This is a genomic window from Mesorhizobium sp. M0870 (assembly GCF_040319775.1).
Lineage (GTDB): Bacteria > Pseudomonadota > Alphaproteobacteria > Rhizobiales > Rhizobiaceae > Mesorhizobium.
Genome location: NZ_JAMYOI010000004.1, coordinates 20,048 through 42,317, shown reverse-complemented (window position 1 = coordinate 42,317; position 22,270 = coordinate 20,048). Strand labels below are relative to the sequence as shown.

The window sequence follows — 22,270 nt, the reverse complement described above, 5'->3', positions numbered from 1 at the left end:
CTGTGCCGGCTCACGACGGATATGCAAGGGCATGACCAAACTGTCCCGCATTACAGCGCTGGCGCTGCTCGCCATCATCATTTTCGCGACCTTGTCGCCGATCCAGATGCGGCCGCACCTCGCTGAAGCGAATGTCGAGCGTGCCTTGGCTTATGTCCTGCTGGGCTTCGCCCTGGCGATCGGCTTTCCCAACCGACTGTATCAGGTCGTGATCTTTGTGGCTGTGACCGCCGGCATGCTGGAACTGCTTCAGCTCATTGATCCCGGTCGCCATGCACGCCTCATCGATGCATTGGTGAAAGCCCTTGCCGGGGTGGTTGGGATCGTGGCGGGACACCTGATCGTCAGGGCCGGCGGACAAAAGAGCGAGAGCTAGGCGCGGCGGCAATCCGCCGGGAGTGCGGGACCATCGACCTTGGTCGCGGCCCGTGTCTATCTGGCCGAAGCCTTCTCGCTAGGCAGCGGGAACCTCCACATTGTCGATCAGCTTCGTCTTGCCGAGCCATGCTGCCGCAAGAAGACGCCCTTCGCGGTTTCGACGCCATGGCGCAAGCGTCAGGCTTTGGCGTGCCTCGACATAGTCGACCTTCTGAAAGCCGGCGGCGATGAGGGCGCGGCTGGCCTCTTCGGTTGCGTCGCTCTGGCCGGCGCCTGCCGCCAGGGCCGCAGCCGTATTGCGCAATATCACGTTGAGCTGGCGGGCGATCTTCAGTTCGGCCTCATCGAGATAGGCGTTGCGTGACGACATGGCGAGACCATGCGCGTCGCGGATCGTCGGTGCGCCGATGATCTCGACAGGCAGGTCGAGGTCGCGGCAGAGCTGCCTCACCACGCAAAGCTGCTGGTAGTCCTTCTCGCCGAAGACCGCACAGTCGGGCGTTGCCTGCAGGAGGAGCTTTGCCACCACGGTGGCGACGCCGTCGAAAAAAGTCGGCCGAAAGTCCGATTCGAGCCCGGCGGAGGGGCCGCCGACCGAGATTTTCGTGGCGAAGCCGGCGGGATACATCTCGCCAACCGTCGGTGTGAAGGCAAGGTCGGCTTTTGCCGCGCCCAGCCGGTCGAGGTCGCGGGCGAGTTGGCGCGGGTACTTGTCGAGGTCTTCGCTCGGCGCGAACTGCGTCGGATTGACGAAGATCGACACGACGCAGCGCTCGGCTTTTTGGAGCGCGATCCTGACCAGCGAGATGTGTCCGTCATGCAAAGCACCCATGGTCGGCACCATGGCGACACGAAGGCCGTCGCGCCGCCAGTCCCGGATTTGCGCGCGAAGTGCGGCCACGCTGTCGACGACGACGGGTTGGCTCATGCGTCGTCCCTGCTGTTTGTCGCCGAAAAGACATGGCCGGGGCCGGGGAATGTCCGGCCCCGCACCTCGGCTGCGTAGCTTTCAGCTGCACGCGAGATCACGCTGCGCAGATCCGCGTATTCCTTGACGAATTTCGGCACGCGATCGACGGTCAGCCCGACCATGTCGTCGATGACCAGGATCTGGCCGTCGCAGTCGCCGCTGGCGCCGATGCCGATGGTTGGAATGGCGATGCGGCGGGTGATTTCGGCGGCGACCCTCTCGACCGTGCCTTCGATGACGACCGAGAAAGCGCCGGCGTTCTCGACGGCAAGCGCATCGCGAAGCAATGCCGCAACAGCCTCCTCGGTGCGGCCTTTGATCTTGTAGCCGCCATCCTTCTCCACCGATTGCGGCTGCAGGCCGATATGTCCCATGACCGGAATGCCGGCGGCGGCGATGGCCTCGATCTGGCTGATCATGTCGAGGCCGCCTTCGAGCTTCACCGCCTGGCAGCCGGTTTCGTCGACGACCCGCCGCGCCGAGGCGACGGCTTGCGCTGCCGTTGCCTCATAGCTGCCGGCCGGCAGGTCGACGACGACGCAGGCCCTGGCCGAGCCGCGCATCACGGCCTGCCCATGTGCGATCATCATCTCCAGCGAGGCGCCCAGCGTCGTCTTGTGGCCATGCAGGACCATGGCGACACTGTCGCCGACCAGAAGCAGGTCAACATGGTGATCGAGCAGACGGGCGATGGGATAGGTATAGGCGGTCAGGCAAACGATCGGCGTGCCGCCCTTGCGGTGGCGAATCGCCTCGGCGCTGATGCGAATGTCGGTGGTCGGCAATTCCGTGGCCAATCGTCACCTCCTTTGGCCTCAAGCCGGGCTGGATGCAGGCATGGGCGCGCAGAGCTTTAGAAATACCGTAAAGGCTTGGCAAGCGTGCATGCAGTGACCGGCAGGATCACAGGCTTGTGTCGGGTTTCCGGCAAGCCATTTGCGCGCACGCCGTGGCAAAAGCCTTGCCTTCGGCAAGGCCTGACGCCATAAGCAGGAAAACGGGCGCTGCCGGCGCGAGGGTTTTGAAATGAAGACTTTCCTTACGCAGTTTTTCACCTGGTGGAACAGCCAGACGATTGGAACGCGCCTGCACACCTGGCGGTACGGCAAGAAGGTCGGCCAAGACGAAACCGGCAATTTCTACTACGAAGGCGGCATCGATTCGGAAGGCCGCACGCGCCGCTGGGTCATCTACCGCAATTATTCGGAAGCTTCGGCGATACCGCCCGGCTGGCACGGCTGGATACACCACCGCGTCGACGTCGCGCCGTCCAGCGAGGACTACAAGCCGCGCGACTGGCAAAAGCCGCATCAGCCCAATCTGACCGGCAGCCCGGCGGCCTATCGCCCGAAGGGCTCGGTGCTGACCAATCAGCATCGTCCGCAGGTTACCGGCGACTACGACGCCTGGACGCCCGGGTCGTAATGGTAGGGTGCAGGCCGGTGCTTTATCGCCACAATTGGTGTTTAGCTGCTTGCTGATCAGAAAACGGCGACTAGCCTTGGCGATCGACAGAATCACCCGGGCGCGAACCACCGGTATCCTTGCATGAGCTTTTTCAACCTGACATCGATGGGCGGTCTGACGCTAGCCGCCGGTCTTGCCGTCAGCACCGCGGCGTTTGCCGCTTCGCCGACCCCCGCCGCCCCCGCGCCGGCGCCAGCCCCGGGATCGGACCGGGTTACCAACGCCGTTGCCGAGTTTGCCGGTATCGACAAGATCACCGGCCGCATCATCACCTTCGATGTCTATATCGACGAGACGGTGCAGTTCGGTGCTTTGCAGGTGACGCCGCGCGTCTGCTATTCGCGGCCACAGACCGAAGAACCGAAGACAGATTCCTTCGTCGAGGTCGACGAGATCACGCTGGACCGCAAGATCCGCCGCATCTTCACCGGCTGGATGTTTGCCGAAAGCCCCGGCCTCAATGCCGTCGAGCATGCCGTCTATGACGTCTGGCTGAAGGCTTGCAAGCAGAAGTCGGATGTGCCGGCGCCCGATGGCGCCAAGGCAGACTCGACCAAAGCCGAGGCGCCCAAGCCCGCCGCGGCCAAACCGAAAGCCGCGACCGCTCCGGACGTGACAGAGCCTGGCGTGACGGAGCCGGACGCTTCGGACCCCGATACGACCGACACCAACTGATCCTCCGGAACCGTCCTTGCCACCATACGTTGGGGCACGGATGAGCGCGCATTTATGCGCAGGGAGGATCTTCCGATGTCAGACAGCAAGCGGATCACGGCCGGCAAGACAGAGTTGCTGGAACTCGAAAAGGGATTCTGGACGGGCGACGCGGCCTACTATGCGGCCAATGCCGACACCGAATGCTTGGTGGCGTTTCCGCAGATGGCACAGGCGATGGACAATGCGGATCTCGCCAAGACCGCAACCAAGCCCAACCGCTGGCGCGACCTGAAAATCGACCTCAAGGGTATTATCGAGCCGGGCAGCGACATCATCATGCTGACCTACGAGGCACATGCGACACGCGAGAACGGCGAACCTTACGCCGCGCTGGTCAGCACCGGCTATGTCCATCGCGTCAACGGCTGGAAGATGATGTTCCATTCGCAGACGCCATTGGAAGCCGCCACTGGGAAGTAGGCTCAATCTTCAGGGATAGAATTGGGCGTCAGGGATAGAATACGGCCTCGCCCTTCAGCGCGTCGGCCAGCATCTTTTCATATTTGCCGCGCGGCACGTCGACGGCGCCGAAGCGCTTGAGGTGCTCGGTGGTGAACTGCGTATCGAGCAGCGCGAATCCGCGTGCCTTCAAGCGCTCCACGAGATAGAAAAGGCAGGTCTTGGAAGCGTCCGTCTCCCTGGCGAACATGCTCTCGCCAAAAAACACCCGGCCGAGCGACACGCCATAGAGGCCACCGACCAGCCGGTCCTCGCGCCACGCCTCGACCGAATGACAATGGCCTATCCGATGCAACTCGACATAGGCTTCGCGGATCGGCGCATTGATCCAGGTCGAGCGCCGTTCCACCCGCTTCTCGGCGCAACCGTCGATCGTGGCTTCGAAATCGAAATCGAAACGGATGTCGAAGGGGTTCTTCTTGATCGTTTTCCTCAGGCTCTTCGGTGCGTGAAAACCATCGAGCGGGATGATGCCGCGAGTCTCCGGCCGCACCCAGAACACCTCCGGGTCGCCGGCACTTTCTGCCATTGGGAAGACGCCCGAGGCGTAGGCCTTGAGCAGCAGGTCGGTGGGGATGCGATAGCCGGGCGCGTAGGGGCGGGTCATCGCGTCTCCGCGCTACTCTTCCTTGGCCAGATATTTTTCCAGCCAGTGGATGTCATAATCGCCATTGGCGATGTCGGCATTGCCGACGAGATCGCGAAACAGCGGCAGCGTCGTCTTGATACCGTCGACGACGAACTCGTCCAGGGCGCGGCGCAGGCGCATCATGCACTCGACGCGATTACGCCCATGCACGATCAGCTTGCCGATCAGGCTGTCGTAATAGGGCGGGATCTTGTAGCCGGAATAGACGCCGGAATCGACGCGGATGCCCAGGCCGCCCGGTGTGTGGAAATGGGTGATCGTGCCGGGCGAGGGGGTGAAGGTGCGCGGGTCCTCGGCGTTGATGCGGCATTCGATGGCGTGGCCGTTGAACTTTATGTCCTCCTGCTTCACCGAGAGGCCGCCGCCGGAGGCGACGCGGATCTGCTCGTGCACGAGATCGATGCCGGTGATCGCTTCGGTCACCGGATGCTCGACCTGCAGGCGCGTGTTCATCTCGATGAAGTAGAACTCGCCATTCTCGTAGAGGAACTCGATCGTGCCGGCGCCGGAATAGCCGAGGTCGGCGATCGCCTTGGCGCAGATGCCGCCGATGCGGGCGCGCTCTTCGGCATTGAGGGCGGGAGAGGGCGCCTCTTCCCAGACCTTCTGGTGGCGGCGCTGCAAGGAACAGTCGCGCTCGCCGAAATGCACGCCGCGGCCAAAGCCGTCACCAAACACCTGGACTTCGATATGGCGCGGCTTTTCCAGATATTTTTCAATATAAACGGCATCGTCGCCGAAGGCGGCACCGGCTTCGGTGCTCGCCGTCTGCAGGGCGATCTCCAGGTCAGCCTCGGTGAGGGCGACCTTCATACCGCGCCCGCCACCGCCGGCCGATGCCTTGATGATCACGGGATAGCCGATCTCGGCGGCAATGCGCCTGGCTTCCTTCTGGTCGGTGACGGCGCCGTCCGAACCGGGCACAACCGGAATGCCGAGGCGCTTGGCGGTTCGCTTGGCCTCGATCTTGTCGCCCATGATGCGGATATGGTCGCCGGACGGACCGATGAAGGTGATGTTGTGCGCGGCCAGTATGTCGGCGAACTTGGCGTTCTCCGACAGGAAGCCGTAGCCCGGATGCACGGCGTCGGCGCCGGTGATTTCGCAGGCCGCAACGATCTGATGGATGTTGAGATAGCTGTCGCGCGATGGCGGCGGACCGATGCAGACGCTCTCGTCCGCGAGCCGCACATGCATGGCGTCGGCATCGGCGGTCGAATGCACCACCACCGTCTGGATGCCGAGTTCCTTGCAGGCGCGCAGCACCCGGAGGGCGATTTCGCCGCGATTGGCGATGAGGATCTTCTGAAACATCAGGCCCGCTCTACTCGATCACGACGAGCGGCATGCCATATTCGACCGGCTGCGAATCCTCGAAAAGGATCGCGGTCACCGTGCCGGCGCGTGGCGAGGGGATCTGGTTCATCGTCTTCATTGCTTCGATGATCAGCAGCGTCTGGCCTTCCTTGACCTTCTGGCCGACTTCGATGAATGCCTTGGCGTCCGGCGACGGCGCCAGGTAGGCCGTGCCGACCATCGGCGAGGTGACTGCGTTCTTGGAAATATCTGCCACAACGGGCAGAGCTACGGAGGCAGCTTGCGCTGCTGCCGGCGCATAGGCCTGCTGCGGCGCTGCGATTGCATGAACAGCCGGCGCCTGCCGCGAGACGCGCACCTTCAGGTCGCCCAGTTCAACCTCGATCTCGGTGAGGTTGGTGTCGTTCAGTATGCCCGCCAGATCGCGAATCAGTTGCTGGTCAACACCGGTCTTCTTTATCGACATTTTCGAGCCTTCTGTTTGTTGGCCGGTCATAGGCGTGCGGCCAGCGCCTGTAGCGCCAGCGTATAGCCGAGCGGCCCAAAGCCACAGATCATGCCGACGGCGACCGGCGCGACCATGGAGACGTGGCGGAATGGTTCCCGCGCATGGATGTTGGAAAGATGAACTTCGGCCACCGGCAACGGTGCGACGGCGCGGATGGCGTCGTGGATGGCAATCGAGGTGTGGCTGTAGGCGCCCGGATTGATGACGATGCCGACAGCCTTGTCGCCGGCTTCCTGAATCCAGTCGACAAGGTCGCCCTCATGGTTCGACTGGCGGAAATCGATCTCGAACCCCAGCGCCGTGCCTGCCTGCTTGCAGTCGTCGGCGATCGCGGCAAGCGTCTTGCCGCCATAGATGCCCGGCTCGCGCTTGCCGAGCGCGTTGAGATTGGGACCGTTCAGGACGAAAACCGTTTTCAAAAAGCCGACCTTTCCCGGCGCCGTCATCAAGCCGGCGCGCTGGGCCCTCTATAATGGGCATAACCGCCCGCGGAAAGAGCGCAAGTGCGTTCTTTCACTGTCCACAACAGGCGGAAATGTGCCCGTGAGAAATAGCTGGCGAGCAAGATCAGAGCGCGGCTTTCGCCGCCTCGATCTTTTCAGCCAGCACTTCCTGCCCGAGCGCCCCGAACACCACCTCGTTGCCGACGACATAGGACGGCGTTCCGGTGATCGCCAGCTTGTTGGCAAGATCGTAGGTCTTGGCGAGGGCCTCGTTGATTGTCGGGTCCTTCATCTTCTCGCGCAGCGCCGCTTCGTCGGCACCGAGCGATAGCGCGACCTTCATGGCCGCCGCCTCGGTGGCGCGCCCCTGGCCACCGAGCAACGCATTGTGGAACTCGCCGTACTTTTCCGGGTGCATCAGGTGGAAGGCCATCGAGACCACGCTCGCCTTCTGCGAATCCGGTCCGAGGATGGGGAATTCCTTGAGCACGAAACGCAGGTCCGGATCGGTCTTGGTCAGCGCCTGCATGTCGTCGATGGCGCGTTTGCAGAAGCCGCAATTGTAGTCGTAGAACTCGACGATGGTGACCTTGCCGTTGGGATTGCCGACGACGCCGTCGAAGGCGGAGTTGAAGATCTGGTCCTTGGCATCCTTGATCACGCCGAGATGAGCGATGCGCTGCTCTTCCTTCTGCTTGGCCTCAAGCGCATCCTGGACCTCCAGGAGGACTTCCGGGTTTTTCAACAAATAGTCGCGGATGATGCCTTCGACCTCGGTGCGGTCGATCTTGGTATTGGCCGCCGCCGTCTCGACCGGCTGCGCGGTACCGGCCTTGGCGATCTGCGGGTTTCCGGCAACGAATCCGAAAGCCAGCATGGCCAGGGCGACCGCAACCCCCGTGGTGCCCAGCAGCAGTGCCTTTTTCATCGTTCCTGTTCCTTCTACCTGTTTTCCGGTCTGGCTATGTCGTGGCGCGCGACCGGAAGGTTCACTTGATCTTGGTTGACGGCCTGTAGTTTATGATATCCTGGGCGCGAAGCCAGCGCGGCTCGCCGCGTTTCATCTGCTGTTGCGCCCGCATGGCGAAAATCTTCGCATCCTTGTAGCTGCCGGAATAAAAATGGCTTTCGGCGGTGGCAAGTTCAGCGCCGGATATGTCGCCCAACTCGCCATAGGCCTGTGCCAGATAGCGATATCCGGCTGAATTTTCCTTGTCGCGACCGAGGCCATTGTTGATCTGCACGACGGCTTTTTTGAGGGAGTCGGGCGTGCCGACGGCCATCAGCGCCTGACCCACGGACACCGGCAGCAGACCGGACCGAGCCGAATCGAGGCTGACCGCCTTGGCGTAAGCGTCCGCAGCTTCCTTGGGTTTGTTTGCTTTCATCAGGATGTCGCCGCGCAGTTCCTGGAAGTAGGCATTTTTCGGCTGCGCTTTGATCAGTGCATTGGTCTTGGCGAGAGCGGCGGCGATGTTGCCGAACAGGTAGGTCGACTGGGCGTCGCCGTACTGCGCGGCGAGGGTTCCTTGCATCTTTCGCATCAGCCGGGACGCGGCCGCCTGGCCTTCCATGTAGACGGCGATCTTCACCCGCATCATGTCATGGCGCTGCTGCAGCGCGGGCGGGTCCGGCCTGTCGACATTGGGGTCCTGTTTCACCAGCACTTCGAGATTGGCGATGCGGTCCTGCGGCATCGGATGGCTGATCCGATACGGATCGACCTGGGCGCCCGAAAGCGACAGTGCGGTCTGGAAGCGGCGGAATGTCTTCAGCATGCCCATGCCGGACTGGCCGGTGGCATTGAGATAGGTGATCGCCGAGCGGTCGGCCGTCATCTCCTCGGTGCGCTGGTAGGCGAGGATGCTGCGCTGTGCCATCTCGCCGCCGCCAGCGGCCACGCCCATGCCAGCGCCGGCGAGACCGCGGCTGCTGGTTGTGGCACCGGCGACAATGGCGCCGGCGCCAAGCAATGTCGCGATGACGGCCATCGTCTTGGCTCGTTCGAGTTGGTCGCGCAGCTTCTGCTGGTGGCCGCCGGCGATATGGCCGGCTTCGTGCGCGATGACGCCGATGATCTCGTTGGGCGTTTCAGCCGTCATCAGCGCGCCGGTGTTGATGAACAGCCGGCGCCCGGTGACGAAGGCGTTGAAACTCTGGTCGTTGACCAGAACGATGTCGATGCCGTCATTCGCCAGGCCGGCCGCCCTGAAGATCGGCCGCGCGTAATCGCGCACCAGCGCCTCGATCTCGGCGTCGCGCACCACCGGCACGTTCTGGGCGAAGGCACTGACCGAGCTCGCCATTGCAACGGCAACGCCAAGCGAAAGCGTCGCGAAGACGCGCGCTGCCTGGGCAATCGTCGATCTGGGTCGGCTCAACATGATGGCTCCACTGGTAGACGAGCGGGCGAAAGATGAAAAGTCGGCGCCGGAAACTTCCTCAACTTGTGATCCTCACATCAATCGGGCATTTGTGCGGCACATGCGCCAGTGCGTGGCGCCGTCAGTCATCGGGAATACTGGTTAAATGGTCGTTTCGCTCTCACGCCGTGGCAATGTCGAGCCCTTCCATGCGATGGACATTCTGGCAGAGGCAAACCGGCTGAAGTCCCAGGGCGTGCCGGTTGTTTCGATGGCCGTCGGCCAGCCCTCCGATCCCGCACCGGTTCTGGTTCGCGCCGCAGCCGCCAAGGCGCTGCAGGATGGACGCATCGGCTACACCGATGCGCTGGGACTGGCAGGTTTGCGCAAGGCGATCGCCGGACACTATGCCGATCACTACGGGCTTGATATCGAGCCCGGCCGGATCGCGGTGACCACTGGATCGTCGGCCGCCTTCAACCTCGCCTTACTGGCGATGTTCGATGGGGGTGACCGGGTCGCCATCGCGGCACCCGGCTATCCCGCCTATCGCAACATCATGGCCGCACTCGGCATCGAGGTGGTCGAGATCGAGCTCGGCGACGCCGCCTATCTGCATGCCGGCCATCTCGAGACCGCGCATCGTGAAAAGCCGCTGAAAGGCGTTCTCTTCGCCAGCCCCGCCAATCCAACCGGCGCGGTCATACCGGCCGATGAACTGGCGGTTCTGGTGAGGACGGCACAAGAGCTCGGCATCGCCGTCATCTCCGACGAAATCTATCACCGGCTGGCCTATGCCGCCCCCGACACCACGGCGCTGGCCTATGGCGGCGACGTGACGGTGATCAACTCCTTCTCCAAATATTACTGCATGACGGGCTGGCGCATCGGCTGGATGGTGCTGCCGCAAGAGCTGGTGCGGCCGGTCGAGCGCGTCGCCCAGAGCCTCTACATCTCGCCGCCGGAACTGTCGCAGATCGCCGCGATCGAAGCGTTCAGGGCGACCGAGGAGCTGGAGGCGGTAAAAGGCCGCTACGCCTGGAATCGCGAGCTTTTGATGAAACGCCTGCCGGAACTCGGCTTTCCGCTGGCAGCGCCCATGGACGGCGCCTTCTATGCCTTCTGTGACGTCACCAGGCATACCAATGACAGCATGGCCTTCGCACGCAAGATGCTGGCTGAGGCGCATGTGGCGGCAACGCCCGGCCGCGACTTCGACACTCAGGCTGGGCACCGGACGATGCGGTTTTCCTATGCCGGCAGCCACGACGACATGGTCGAGGCAATGGCGCGCATCGAACGCTGGTTGAGGTAGCACCATGCCGGAACTCGAACAGCCCCTCAGACTTGATCAGGCCTCCAAACTTGATCAGGCCCCCAAACTTGATCAGGCATTGGCCGAAGTCGCCGCCGAAATGGCCGATCGCATCGATCGCGGTGATGTCGCTTCCTACATTCCGCAGTTGGGCAAGGTCGATCCGAAGAAATTCGGCATCGCAGCGGTCACCAATGACGGCCGCGTGCTGACGGCAGGGGACGCCGACCAGGCCTTTTCCATCCAGAGCATCTCGAAAGTGTTCACCCTGACACTGGCGCTCGGCAATGTCGGCGACGCGCTGTGGCAGCGGGTCGGCCGCGAACCGTCAGGCAATCCGTTCAACTCGATCGTGCAGCTCGAGCATGAGAACGGCATTCCGCGCAATCCGTTCATCAATGCCGGCGCCATCGTCATTTCCGACATCCTGCTTGCCGGCCACCAGCCGCGCGAGGCGATCGGCGAGATCCTGCGCTTCATCCGTTTCCTGGCCGACGACGAGACTGTTGTCATCGACCGCGAGGTCGCGGCGTCCGAACGGGCCACCGGCTACCGCAACTTCGCACTCGCCAACTATATGAAATCCTTCGGCAATCTCCACCATGCGCCGGAACTGGCGCTGGGCGTCTACTTCCACCACTGCGCCATTGCCATGAGCTGGCGGCAGCTGGCGCTCGCAGGCCGCTTCCTCGCCAATGGCGGCAAGAACCCGGCGACCGGGCATTCCGTGGTGTCGGCCGAGCGGGCACGCCGCATCGGCGCCATGATGCTGACCTGCGGTCACTATGACGGCTCCGGCGATTTCGCCTTCCGCGTCGGCATTCCCGGCAAGAGCGGCGTCGGCGGCGGCATATTGGGCATCGTGCCGGGCGTGGCCTCGCTTGCCGTCTGGTCGCCGGGCCTCAATGCCAACGGCAATTCCAAGCTGGGGTCGATCGCGCTGGAAAAGCTGGCCAGGATGATGAACTGGTCGATCTTCGCGCCGTGATGCATGTCGCCCAAAAGTGCGCAGCGGTTTTGGGACAACGACATGCTTGGAATCAAAGAAGCGTTTTAGCCTTCGCGATCCGCCATAACGCCAGATAAGAAAATCCCGCACCGTCTTCGAGACGGCGCGGGATTTTTTTGTCAGAGAACTAGCTCAGGTGGCTGAAAGGCTTAGAAAAAGCCCTTCCGCTGCCACCATCCGCCGCGTTTCGGCTTGTCCTCGGTCTTGTCCTCGGTCTTGGCCGCGGGTTCTTCCGCTACGGTCGAAGACACCACCGGCTCGACCGGCGCATTCACCGCCGCCGGCTTGCGCCGCGACGGGCGGGCCTTCGGCGCCTTCTCGACAGCCGCTGCCTCGTCGGACGCCGTGGCCGGCGTCTCGACAGGTGCTTCCGCCTCGGCAGCCGGCTCTTCGGCGACGATTTCGGCCGCGGCCTTCTTCGGCTTGGCGGCACGGCGTGGCTTCTTGGGCTTCTCCGTGCTCGGCGCGTCGTCATTGGCCGGAGCAAGCGCCACCGGCTCTTCGGCCGCTGCGGTAACCACCGGCTCGCTGGCGATCACCTCGGTTGCCGAGACTTCGACTTCGGACGCGTCGGCTGCTTCGCCAGCACTTGCCTCGGCCTCGCCTTCACCGTCCTCGCGGCGGTTGCGCTTGCCGCCGCGCTTGCCGCGCCGGCGCTTTTTACCCTGGCCGTCGTCCGAAGCTTCAGCTGTCTCGGACGTTTCGGCAACACCAACAGGGGCGTTGTCGTCCGTTTCCGTGTCGCCATCGCCGGCGGCCGAGTCCGAGTCCGAAAACTCGCCGGCCGGAGCCGAGACGGAAGCACCGTCCGCAGGGGCGCCATGTTCGCGATCGCGATCCTTGCCGCCGCGCCGACGCCGGCGCTTGCGGCGCTTGCGGTCGCGGCCTTCGCCTTCCTCGCCACCGGCGGCAGCAGGTCGGGGTTGTTGCTGCGGCTGCTGGCGTGGCTGTTCGGCCTGGACCGGCGCCTCGTCATCCTCCTCCTCGGCGACGACAATCTCGTCCTCGGGCTCTTCCGGCTCGACATAGGCCGGGAAGCTGCGCGCCTCGACAAAGCCTTCCGGCTTTTCAGCCAGCGCGCCGCGGAAGATCGCATAGTGCTGCGAACCGACCGAATCGTCGGCCTCGACGGTGATCGTCAGCCCGAAGCGGCTTTCGAGTTCGACCAGCGTGCCGCGCTTGTGGTTGAGCACGTAGAGTGCGGTCGCCGCCGGCGTCCGTACCGTGATGTGGCTGCGCGAATCCTTGAGCAGGAATTCCTCGATCGCCCGCACCACCATCAGCGCGACCGACGAATCGGAGCGCACATGGCCGGTGCCGCCGCAATGCGGGCAAGGCTTCATGGTCGATTCCAGCACGCTGGCGCGGATGCGCTGGCGGGACATCTCCATCAGGCCGAAATGCGAGATACGGCCGACCTGGATGCGCGCACGATCGTTCTTGAGGTGATCCTTCAACCGCTTCTCGACGGAGCGGTTGTTGCGGTTCTCCTCCATGTCGATGAAGTCGATGACGATCAGGCCGGCCAGATCGCGCAGCCTGAGCTGACGCGCGACTTCCTCGGCCGCTTCCAGATTGGTGTGGAGCGCGGTGTCCTCGATCGAGTGCTCCTTGGTGGAGCGGCCCGAATTGACATCGATGGCAACCAGCGCCTCGGTCTGGTTGATGATGATGTAGCCGCCGCTCTTCAGCGTCACCTGCGGCTGCAGCATGCGGTCGAGCTGCGCCTCGATGCCGTTGCGCACGAAGATCGGCGTCGTGTCGCGGAACGGCTGAACCACCTTGGCGTGGCTCGGCATCAGCATGCGCATGAAGTCCTTGGCCTCGCGGTAGCCTTCCTCGCCGGAGACAAGAATCTCGTCGATATCCTTGTTGTAGAGGTCGCGCACCGAGCGCTTGATCAGGCTGCCTTCCTCGTAGACCAGGGCAGGGGCCGTGGACTGCAAGGTGAGATTGCGGACATTTTCCCAAAGCCGCATCAGATATTCGTAATCGCGCTTGATCTCGGCCTTGGTGCGGCTCTCGCCGGCGGTGCGCAGGATCACGCCCATGCCCTGCGGCACTTCGAGATCGGCAACGACCTCCTTCAGGCGCTTGCGGTCGACCGCGCTGGTGATCTTGCGCGAAATGCCGCCGCCACGCGCCGTGTTCGGCATCAGCACCGAATAGCGGCCGGCAAGCGACAGGTAGGTGGTCAGTGCCGCACCCTTGTTGCCGCGCTCTTCCTTGACGACCTGCACCAAGAGGATCTGCCGGCGCTTGATCACTTCCTGGATCTTGTACTGGCGGCGCACCGGCTTGCGGCGGTTGCGCACTTCCTCCAGCGCGTCCTCGGCGCCGACCGATTCGACCTCGTGATCGTCCGGATGCGAGGACTGCACTTCTTCCAGCATGCCGCGATCATTGTCGCCGGAGGTCGCTTCGCTGCCTTGTTCGGCCTGCGGAACGGCTTCGGAAATCACATCGGCCTCGACCGAGGCGGCGATCGACGTCGGGCCGCCTTCGCGGGTTTCGCCTTCGTCCTGCTCGGCGGAATCCTCGCCATGTTCGGACGCATCGGCATGTTCGGACGTATCGGCCGCATGTTCGATGATCTCGGACGTGTGCGAGATCTCTTCGAAACCAGCGTCGGCCCCTTCTTCTGCCTCGTCGGCAGCGTCGTTTGCCTCGCCGGAATCGGCTGCATCGCGCTTGTGCTCACCCCGGTCACGGGGCTTTCCGCCGCGCCGGCGGCCGCGCCGTCCGCGATCGCGGCTCTGACGGTCATCGCCGTCGCCGTCCTCGTTCTCCTCGTCCTCGGCCTCCTGCGCTTCCGCGCGTAGCAGTGCCTGACGATCGGCGACCGGAATCTGGTAGTAATCGGGGTGAATTTCACTGAAGGCGAGAAAACCGTGACGGTTGCCGCCATATTCGACAAAGGCTGCCTGAAGGGAGGGCTCTACGCGCGTTACGCGGGCTAGGTAGATGTTTCCTTTGAGCTGCTTCTTGTCCTGGGATTCAAAGTCGAATTCTTCAATACGGTTACCGCGTACGACGACAACGCGTGTTTCCTCCGGGTGGGAGGCGTCTATCAGCATTTTGTTGGGCATTATTTCGTTTCCCCCCGGCAGCCGTCAGCCGCAGCTTGCGAGGCAAAGCCTGCTGCTGCGTGTCTGGAATGTGGGTGCCGGATATTTGAACGTCCGCCGGCCGCCGCTTGAGCGCCATGGCGGTGCCGCCCGCAGCCATAATGGCGCGGTTTGATGCGGACCTTTCCATGATTGCGCTTGAAGCCATCGTCACCAACAGAACCTTTTGAACCAAAGCCCGGATGAACCGGACCAGCTTGTTTGCTCATACAGAGCCGGCGCGGGAACAAACCCGGCCGTTTTCCTCACGCAGGCGATTCCCCCGCCACGGGAGCACGCCTGCGAAATTCGTCGCGATCACCTGAACCCTTTTCGCCTGAAGCGAAAGGAGCCGCCTTTACATCTGACCCTGTAGCAAGAAGCTGCGGAGGAGGGCGGTTCCAGGATTGCAGTGATCCACCATCGCTTTTATGATTTGGCGGGATGGAAGGCAACCCCGATTTCCGATGCCGGCAAAAAGCCGTTCCGTAGCGTAAGCCAGGCTTGCGGCCTTGCATGAAAAGGCTTGGTTAACCTTCTCTGGATACCAATCGTTAATCGAGTTCGCGGCCTAACCGGCATATGGACGAAATGACCGGGCGCCGGGCGCCAAACCGGGAGCGACTGGAAGAGAGATGGGATTGGCGGACTTCACAGACAAGGGATGTCGTGTCGGCGGCCGGATCCTGGCCGCTTTCTGCCTCTTGCTGCTGCTGGCGGTCTCATCTGCCCTGTCCTCAAATGCCAATGCCGCCGACGCTCCGCTCGTGGCAAAAGGTTACAAGATGGCCGGCGATGCCACCAAGATGCGCATCGTCATGGACTTCGATCGCGAACCCGGTATCAAATGGTTCCTGCTGCGCGGTCCCAACCGTCTTGTCATCGATCTCGCGAATACGAGATTCGCCGTTGATGCCAAGGATTTGAAGGCGCGGGGCCTGGTCAAGAGCGTGCGCCTGGGCGCCCTCGGCGAGGGCGTTTCGCGGCTGGTCCTCACCGGCAAGGGACCGTTCGCCGTCGACAAGCTCGATGTGCTCAAGAACGAGGACGGCACCGGCTACCGCCTTGCCATCGACATGTCGGCGGCATCCGAGCGCGAGTTCGACCTGGCGCTGGCCAATCAGGCGCTGACCACCGGATCGACCGTTTCGACCGACAAGGGAGGGCGGGTCGGCACCGGACCGGTCTCAAATCCCGGCCATCGGTTCACCGTCGTCATCGATCCCGGCCATGGCGGCATCGACGGCGGTGCCGAGGGCCTGAACGGCACCATCGAAAAGAACGTCACGCTGGCCTTCGCCACAGAACTGCGCGACAAACTCGCAGCCGTCGGCAATTATGATGTCTTCATGACCCGCGACACCGACGAATTCCTGCGCCTGGACGACCGCGTGCGCATTGCCCGTCAGCATGAGGCCGACCTGCTTATTTCGATCCATGCCGACACGATCAGCGTCAAAGGCATTCGCGGCGCCACCGTCTACACCGTCTCCGACAAGGCTTCGGATCCCGAGGCGCAGGCGCTTGCCGACCGAGAAAACCTCTCCGACCAGTTCGCCGGCATGGAAATCAAGAACGACAACAAGGAAGTCACCGACATCCTGATCGACCTGATCCGCCGCGAAACGCACAATTTCTCGATGAGTTTCGCCCACACGCTGGTCGGCCAGTTGTCGACCAGCGTCGGCCTGATCAACAATCCCCAGCGTTCGGCGGGCTTCAAGGTGCTCAAGGCACCCGACGTGCCGTCAGTGCTGGTCGAACTCGGTTATCTCTCGAACGCCAAGGACGAGGCGCAGTTGCTCAACGCCGACTGGCGCGGCAAGGCGGCCCAGAGCATAACCAACGCCGTCGCGCTGTTCGCGTCGGCCAAGGCCGGACCGGGAACCGGAGGTTGACATGACCGGCGGCGCCTGCAACCAGAGGCGGCGTTGCGCGACGACAACACCCAATGCTTTTATTTCCGGCTCGCGACCGCGAAATCAGGCATTGCCGTATTTTGTCCACATGGCGGCGACAAGGGTTTTCGATTACGGATTGGGACCGGCTCGAAAGCTTGCGCGAAAGGCGGCTTCGTTTAGGAAATTCCCGAACCAAGGACTGGAGCGGGTATGATTCGTCTCATTGGCTATTTTTTCGGCATCGGCACGACGCTGGCCCTTCTGGTCGCGGCGGGCGTTGCCATCTATATCGGCCATTTGTCGAAGGATCTGCCCGACTACGAGGTGCTGGCCAAATACGAGCCGCCGGTGACCACCCGCATCCACGCGTCTGACGGCGCGCTGATGGCCGAATACGCGCGCGAACGGCGCCTGTATTTGCCGATCCAGGCCATACCGGACCGCGTCAAGGCGGCCTTCCTGTCGGCCGAAGACAAGAATTTCTACAACCACCCGGGCATCGATGTGACCGGCCTCGGCCGCGCCATCATCGTCAACCTGCAGAATCTCGGCTCGGGCCGGCGTCAGGTCGGTGCCTCGACGATCACCCAGCAGGTGGCGAAGAACTTCCTGTTGTCCTCGGACCAGACCTACGAGCGCAAGATCAAGGAGATGATCCTCGCCTTCCGCATCGAGCAGGCCTATCCCAAGGATCGCATCCTCGAGCTCTACCTCAACGAAATCTTCTTCGGCTTCGGCGCCTATGGCGTCGCCGGTGCGGCGCTGACCTATTTCGACAAGTCGGTCAACGAACTGTCCGTGGCCGAGGCCGCCTACCTGGCCTCGCTGCCCAAGGGGCCGAACAACTACCACCCTTTCAAGCATGCCGATCGCGCGATCGAGCGCCGCAACTGGGTCATCGACCAGATGGTCGAGAACGGCTACGTCACGCGTGAGGAGGGCAACAAGGCCAAGGCCGAGCCGCTGGGCGTGACGCCGCGCCGCAGCGGCACCTATCTGTTCGCCGGCGAGTATTTCACCGAAGAGGTGCGCCGCCAGATCATCGCCCGCTACGGCGAGAATGCGCTCTACGAAGGCGGCCTCTCCGTCCGCACCACGCTCGATCCGAAGATCCAGCTCATTGCCCGCAAATCGATGCAGAACGGGTTGATGAAATACGACACGCTGCGCGGCTATCGCGGGCCCGTGACATCGATCGACGCCTCGGGCGACTGGGGCGTGCCGCTTGGCGCCGTCAAGGGGCTGGAGGATGTCCCCGAATGGTCGCTCGCCGTCGTGCTCGACAGTTCGGCGACCGGGCTGTCGATCGGCCTGCAGCCGGCACGGCAGGCGTCGGGCGAGATCGTCAAGGAGCGCGTCGAAGGCACCATCAGCAAGGAGGACATGGGTTTTGCCATGCGCCATGTGGTTGCCGGCAAGACCGTCAAGGCCAAGTCGCCGGCGGAGGTGCTGAAGCCGGGCGACGTCATCTTCGTGCAGAAAAACGATGGTGCCGATGGCGCCTACAGCCTGCGCCAGGTGCCCGAAGTGGAAGGCGGCCTGATCGCCATGGACCCGCACACCGGCCGCGTGCTGGCCATGGTCGGCGGCTTCTCCTATGCGCAGTCCGAATTCAACCGCGCCACGCAAGCCATGCGCCAGCCGGGCTCCTCGTTCAAGCCGATCGTCTATTCGGCCGCACTCGACAATGGCTATACGCCGGCCTCGGTGATCATGGACGGGCCGATCACGATCCAGAGCGGTAACACGAGCTGGACGCCGAAGAATTACGACGGCACCGTCGCCGGTCCGGCGACCCTGCGCTCCGGCATCGAGAAGTCGCGCAACCTGATGACGGTGCGGCTTGCCAATGACATGGGCATGAAGCTGGTCGTCGAATATGCCGAGCGCTTCGGTGTCTACGACCATCTGGCACCCTATCTGCCGATGGCGCTGGGTTCCGGCGAAACCACCGTGATGCGCATGGTGTCGGCCTATTCGATCATGGCCAATGGCGGCAAGTCGATCAAACCGTCGCTCATCGACCGCATCCAGGACCGCTACGGCAAGACGGTGTTCAAGCAGGACGAGCGTGGCTGTCAGGGCTGCAATGCGCCCGAATGGCAGAACCAGCCGGAGCCGGAACTCGTCGACAATTCCGAGCAGGTGCTCGATCCGATGACGGCCTACCAGATCACCTCGATGATGGAAGGTGTCGTGCAACGCGGCACCGGCGCGACCATCAATGAACTCGGCCGTCACATCGCCGGCAAGACCGGAACGACCAACGACGAAAAGGACGCCTGGTTCATCGGCTACACGCCCAACCTCGTCGTCGGCCTCTACATGGGCTACGACACGCCGCGCGGCCTCGGCCATGGCGCCACCGGTGGTGGTCTCGCGGCGCCGATCTTCAAGGACTTCATGCGGGTGGCGCTGGACGGCACGCCCAATGTCGACTTCAAGGTGCCCGAAGGCATGAATCTTGTCGCCATCAACCGCAAGACCGGCATGCGTGCCGCATCGGGTGATCCCGGCACCATCATCGAAGCCTTCAAGCCGGGTACCGGTCCCGCCGACAGCTATTGGGTGATCGGCATGGGCGCCGACGGCTCCAATGCCACGGGGGGCGCGTTGTCGCCGCAGGCCAACCAGGCCATTCAGTCCGGCGGCGGCGGCCTCTACTGATGATTTTCATGAGCGGATGGGCTGGCCTTGGCGCCAGCCCATTTTGCTTTACAGCCGGCGGCGGCCTGCCTATGTATCGCGCCAACCGACTTCAGCAAACAGGACAGAACAGCCAACCATGCGCGCGGAAACGCAGAATATTGTCGACGAGATCAGGCAGGCGATAACCCTGCTGAGGAGGCATCTTTGACTGGGATCAGGCCATAAAGCGGCTTGAATACCTCAATGTGCGCGCCGAGGACGCCAGCCTCTGGAACGAGCCGCTGGAAGCGCAGAAGCTGATGCGCGAGCGCCAGGGCCTTGAAGAGGGCATCGCCTCGGTGAAAGGCCTGACGCAGGCGCTGGAAGACAATATCGGACTGATCGAGCTCGGTGAGGAAGAGCGCGACGAGGGGGTGATCGCAGAGGCGGAAGCCGCGATCCGCTCGATGCAGGGCGAAGCGAAGGCCCGCCAGGTCGAGACGCTGCTGTCGGGTGAAGCAGACTCCAACGACACCTATCTCGAAATCCATGCCGGCGCCGGCGGTACCGAAAGCCAGGACTGGGCCTCGATGCTGCTGCGCATGTACACGCGCTGGGCCGAGCGCCGTCGCTTCAAGGTCGAAGTGCTGGAAATGCATGACGGCGAAGAGGCCGGCATCAAGTCCGCAACGTTGATGATCAAAGGCCACAATGCCTATGGCTGGATGAAGACGGAATCGGGCGTTCATCGCCTGGTGCGTATCTCGCCCTATGACAGCAATGCGCGCCGGCATACGTCCTTCGCCAGCGTCTGGGTCTATCCGGTCATCGACGACACGATCGAGATCGACGTCTCCGAATCCGATGTCCGCATCGACACTTATCGCTCGTCAGGCTCGGGCGGCCAGCACGTCAACACCACCGATTCGGCGGTGCGCATCACGCATCTGGCCACCGGCATCGCGGTCGCATGCCAGGCTGAACGTTCGCAGCACAAGAACAAGGCCAAGGCCTGGGAGATGCTGCGCTCGCGCCTTTACGAGGAAGAGCTGAAAAAGCGCGAGGCGGTTGCAAACGCCACCGAAGCGTCGAAAAGCGATATAGGCTGGGGTCACCAGATCCGCTCCTATGTGCTGCAGCCCTACCAGTTGGTGAAGGATCTCCGCACCGGCGTCGAGAGCACCAGCCCGTCGAGCGTGCTCGATGGCGACCTCGACGATTTCATGGAAGCCTCGTTGTCGCAGCGCATCGAGGGCGGCGCGGGCGAAGCCGTAGCAGACCTGGATTAGGATATGTCCATGTTCAGGTGAGTTTAGCTGACCTCTATCTGAACATACCCCTGCGCACCACAGCGACGGAGGAGTGTGTTGCCGAGCAAGCTCACCGGAAAGTGCTTCTGCGGTGCGGTTCACTACGAGGTCACTGACGAATTCATCTATGCCGCGAATTGCCATTGTTCGGACTGCCGGCGCACCACCGGTTCGGCCTTCAAGCCTTTCGCCGGTATCGAGCGTGAAAAGCTTGTCCTCACCGAAGGCGAGGACAAGCTCCTGATCTTCGGCGACCAAAGCGGCCATAACGCGCATTGTGGCCGGTGCGGCTCCTTGCTTTATTCGCTCGTGCGCGACGGGGCCTATGTCCATGTCGCCATGGGAACCCTCGTCGACGACCCATCCATCCGCCCGACCGCGCACATCTTCGTCGGTTCGAAGGCGGGCTGGTCCACCATCACCGATGACCTGCCGCAGTATCAAGAGCACGTGATTGCCGGCTCTGACCAGCAGTAGGCTGGAACCACAGCGGGCCTATTCCGTTTATCCGACGCCCGTTTGCCGGGAATTGACCTTGGCCTCATCTCGTCGGCGGTAGCGGATACCTGACGTCCATAGAACGATGTCGGGAATGCATCGTCTTGCGCCGACCAAGGAATCAGCCCAGCATCCAATGGCTGGGAGAGAAAAAGCATTTATGGCCGGACGCGGCATATCTGCGACCCGACGATCCGGCCACTGGGAAGATACGTTCCGGGAACGGGCAAGCGAAACGCTTGAGCTCGTTTGAAAGGAACGCGTCATGTCTGCTGCCACACTCAGATCGGCCAATGCCGTTCAACCGGCTGGCCGACTTTTGTTTTCCCTGTTCGCGATCGGCGCGATGGCAATGCTGACGACACCTGCCTTCGCGCATGACGCCACGCCCACGGCGGCAAAGCCACAGGGCTGGAGTTATCCGTTCGCATGCTGCGCCAACTATGATTGTCGCACGACCCATACAGGCGAAGTGCTGGAGAAACCCGAGGGCTATGTCATCGCCGGAACGGGTGAGATCGTTCCAATGACCGACAAGCGTGTCAAGGACAGCCCGGACGGCGAGTTCCATTGGTGCGCGCACCAAGCGGGCCTCGACGCCGGCAAGACAATCTGCCTGTTCGTGCCGCCGCGCTCCTATTGACGACAGGACGGCGGTCGGACGTCCGCGGTCGCGTGTGACCGGGGGCCGGGTTTGCGCGGTTCGGGTGTGCCTGCTGACAGACAGTTGTCAGGAGCACCTCGTTATGCTGCCTTTGCCGCACAGGGTGGCGGGCGACGGGAGGAGTTCGTTGATGATCATCAAGGCAAGCTGTCATTGCAAGGCGACGACATTCGAGGTTTCGCAGGCACCGCAGACGGTGACGCAATGCACCTGTTCTTTCTGCTCGAAGCGCGGCTCGCTCTGGGCCTACTACGTGCCTTCGCAATTCAAGCCCACCAGCCCGATGGAGAACGTCTCTTTCTACCGCTGGGGATCGAAAACCGTAAAGCACGGTTTTTGCGCCACCTGCGGCTGCGGCACCTTTACCGAAACGCCGGACTGGTCGACCGGCGAGCCGGATTTCGACAATCCCAAGATCAGCGTCAACGCGCGGCTGTTCGATGATTTCGATCTCGACAAGGTCGAAGTTGTTGTCATAGACGGCAAGAACCTCTGGTAGCCTGATCCAGACCATTCCGGCACGGCGATACGGTGCCACAACCGCGTATTGGTCCCTCGGGAAAAGCC

General features: G+C 62.8%; 21 protein-coding genes. 12 read left to right on the top strand and 9 right to left on the bottom strand.

Annotated features, from left to right (window positions below):
- Positions 1-31 precede the first annotated feature (31 nt).
- Positions 32-376: a VanZ family protein gene (locus NKH97_RS06470; RefSeq protein ID WP_023812139.1), complete on the top strand. Its 345-nt coding sequence runs from the start codon at positions 32-34 to the stop codon at positions 374-376.
- 78 nt (positions 377-454) lie between these two features.
- On the opposite strand, the gene panC is transcribed toward NKH97_RS06470, so the two are convergent.
- Both panC and panB read right to left on the bottom strand, forming a co-directional pair.
- On the bottom strand, positions 455-1,306 hold the full coding sequence (gene panC / locus NKH97_RS06465; RefSeq protein WP_352795800.1) for a pantoate--beta-alanine ligase: 852 nt from the start codon (positions 1,304-1,306) through the stop codon (positions 455-457).
- Positions 1,303-2,145: a 3-methyl-2-oxobutanoate hydroxymethyltransferase gene (gene panB / locus NKH97_RS06460; RefSeq protein WP_023812137.1), complete on the bottom strand. Its 843-nt coding sequence runs from the start codon at positions 2,143-2,145 to the stop codon at positions 1,303-1,305. Before panB ends, panC begins: the two co-directional genes overlap by 4 nt.
- A 229-nt stretch (positions 2,146-2,374) precedes the next feature.
- Between panB and NKH97_RS06455 the strand changes: the two genes are divergently transcribed.
- From NKH97_RS06455 to NKH97_RS06445, 3 genes are all read left to right on the top strand, one after another.
- Entirely contained in the window at positions 2,375-2,773 is a 399-nt protein-coding gene (locus NKH97_RS06455) for an NADH:ubiquinone oxidoreductase subunit NDUFA12 (RefSeq protein WP_352795798.1), read from the top strand.
- Positions 2,774-2,896: 123 nt separating this feature from the next.
- A complete protein-coding gene (locus tag NKH97_RS06450) occupies positions 2,897-3,490 on the top strand; it encodes a DUF2155 domain-containing protein (RefSeq protein ID WP_023812136.1) in 594 nt (197 codons plus the stop codon).
- A gap of 75 nt (positions 3,491-3,565) precedes the next feature.
- A complete protein-coding gene (locus NKH97_RS06445; protein WP_023812135.1) occupies positions 3,566-3,952 on the top strand; it encodes a hypothetical protein in 387 nt (128 codons plus the stop codon).
- A 28-nt stretch (positions 3,953-3,980) separates the two neighbouring features.
- On the opposite strand, the gene aat is transcribed toward NKH97_RS06445, so the two are convergent.
- The 6 genes from aat to NKH97_RS06415 all read right to left on the bottom strand — a co-directional run bounded on the left by aat (position 3,981) and on the right by NKH97_RS06415 (position 9,292).
- Entirely contained in the window at positions 3,981-4,598 is a 618-nt protein-coding gene (aat, locus tag NKH97_RS06440) for a leucyl/phenylalanyl-tRNA--protein transferase (RefSeq protein WP_023812134.1), read from the bottom strand.
- A 12-nt stretch (positions 4,599-4,610) separates the two neighbouring features.
- On the bottom strand, positions 4,611-5,954 hold the full coding sequence (gene accC, locus NKH97_RS06435; RefSeq protein ID WP_023812133.1) for an acetyl-CoA carboxylase biotin carboxylase subunit: 1,344 nt from the start codon (positions 5,952-5,954) through the stop codon (positions 4,611-4,613).
- A gap of 10 nt (positions 5,955-5,964) precedes the next feature.
- Positions 5,965-6,423, bottom strand: a complete 459-nt coding sequence (accB, locus tag NKH97_RS06430) for an acetyl-CoA carboxylase biotin carboxyl carrier protein (protein WP_023812132.1) — start codon at positions 6,421-6,423, stop codon at positions 5,965-5,967.
- A gap of 26 nt (positions 6,424-6,449) precedes the next feature.
- Positions 6,450-6,884 carry a type II 3-dehydroquinate dehydratase gene (gene aroQ / locus NKH97_RS06425; protein ID WP_013531359.1) on the bottom strand — a complete coding sequence of 145 codons (435 nt, stop codon included), beginning with the start codon at positions 6,882-6,884 and terminating at the stop codon, positions 6,450-6,452.
- 148 nt (positions 6,885-7,032) lie between these two features.
- On the bottom strand, positions 7,033-7,836 hold the full coding sequence (locus tag NKH97_RS06420) for a DsbA family protein (RefSeq protein ID WP_352439930.1): 804 nt from the start codon (positions 7,834-7,836) through the stop codon (positions 7,033-7,035).
- Between the two features lie 61 nt (positions 7,837-7,897).
- A complete protein-coding gene (locus NKH97_RS06415) occupies positions 7,898-9,292 on the bottom strand; it encodes a M48 family metalloprotease (protein WP_023812130.1) in 1,395 nt (464 codons plus the stop codon).
- 145 nt (positions 9,293-9,437) lie between these two features.
- Here NKH97_RS06415 and NKH97_RS06410 point away from each other — a divergent pair, with 145 nt between their 5' ends.
- Together NKH97_RS06410 and NKH97_RS06405 are read left to right on the top strand one after the other, a co-directional pair.
- Complete coding sequence (locus NKH97_RS06410) at positions 9,438-10,586, top strand: pyridoxal phosphate-dependent aminotransferase (RefSeq protein WP_352795793.1); 1,149 nt, start codon at positions 9,438-9,440, stop codon at positions 10,584-10,586.
- 4 nt (positions 10,587-10,590) lie between these two features.
- Positions 10,591-11,574, top strand: coding sequence for a glutaminase (locus tag NKH97_RS06405; RefSeq protein ID WP_352795791.1), 984 nt, complete (start codon positions 10,591-10,593; stop codon positions 11,572-11,574).
- Between the two features lie 170 nt (positions 11,575-11,744).
- Here the strand turns inward: NKH97_RS06405 and NKH97_RS06400 are convergent, their stop codons facing one another.
- Complete coding sequence (locus NKH97_RS06400) at positions 11,745-14,684, bottom strand: ribonuclease E/G (RefSeq protein WP_352795789.1); 2,940 nt, start codon at positions 14,682-14,684, stop codon at positions 11,745-11,747.
- A 653-nt stretch (positions 14,685-15,337) separates the two neighbouring features.
- On the opposite strand from NKH97_RS06400, the gene NKH97_RS06395 reads away from it, so the two are divergent.
- The 6 genes from NKH97_RS06395 (at position 15,338) to NKH97_RS06370 (ending at position 22,202) form a co-directional block, all read left to right on the top strand.
- Positions 15,338-16,600 carry an N-acetylmuramoyl-L-alanine amidase gene (locus tag NKH97_RS06395; RefSeq protein WP_352773766.1) on the top strand — a complete coding sequence of 421 codons (1,263 nt, stop codon included), beginning with the start codon at positions 15,338-15,340 and terminating at the stop codon, positions 16,598-16,600.
- Between the two features lie 213 nt (positions 16,601-16,813).
- The gene (locus tag NKH97_RS06390; protein ID WP_352795787.1) at positions 16,814-19,270 is read left to right on the top strand and encodes a penicillin-binding protein 1A; all 2,457 of its coding nucleotides are present in this window, start codon (positions 16,814-16,816) and stop codon (positions 19,268-19,270) included.
- A gap of 118 nt (positions 19,271-19,388) precedes the next feature.
- Positions 19,389-20,520 (top strand): peptide chain release factor 2 gene (gene prfB / locus NKH97_RS06385; RefSeq protein ID WP_127272597.1). Its coding sequence is split into 2 segments (ribosomal slippage): positions 19,389-19,454 and positions 19,456-20,520, totalling 1,131 coding nucleotides; the frame shifts between segments, so codons are not numbered across the junction.
- A gap of 78 nt (positions 20,521-20,598) precedes the next feature.
- Positions 20,599-21,018, top strand: a complete 420-nt coding sequence (locus tag NKH97_RS06380; protein WP_352795784.1) for a GFA family protein — start codon at positions 20,599-20,601, stop codon at positions 21,016-21,018.
- A 286-nt stretch (positions 21,019-21,304) separates the two neighbouring features.
- Positions 21,305-21,682 carry a hypothetical protein gene (locus tag NKH97_RS06375; protein WP_128305863.1) on the top strand — a complete coding sequence of 126 codons (378 nt, stop codon included), beginning with the start codon at positions 21,305-21,307 and terminating at the stop codon, positions 21,680-21,682.
- 151 nt (positions 21,683-21,833) lie between these two features.
- Positions 21,834-22,202, top strand: a complete 369-nt coding sequence (locus NKH97_RS06370; protein WP_352795782.1) for a GFA family protein — start codon at positions 21,834-21,836, stop codon at positions 22,200-22,202.
- The last annotated feature ends 68 nt before the right edge of the window (positions 22,203-22,270 follow it).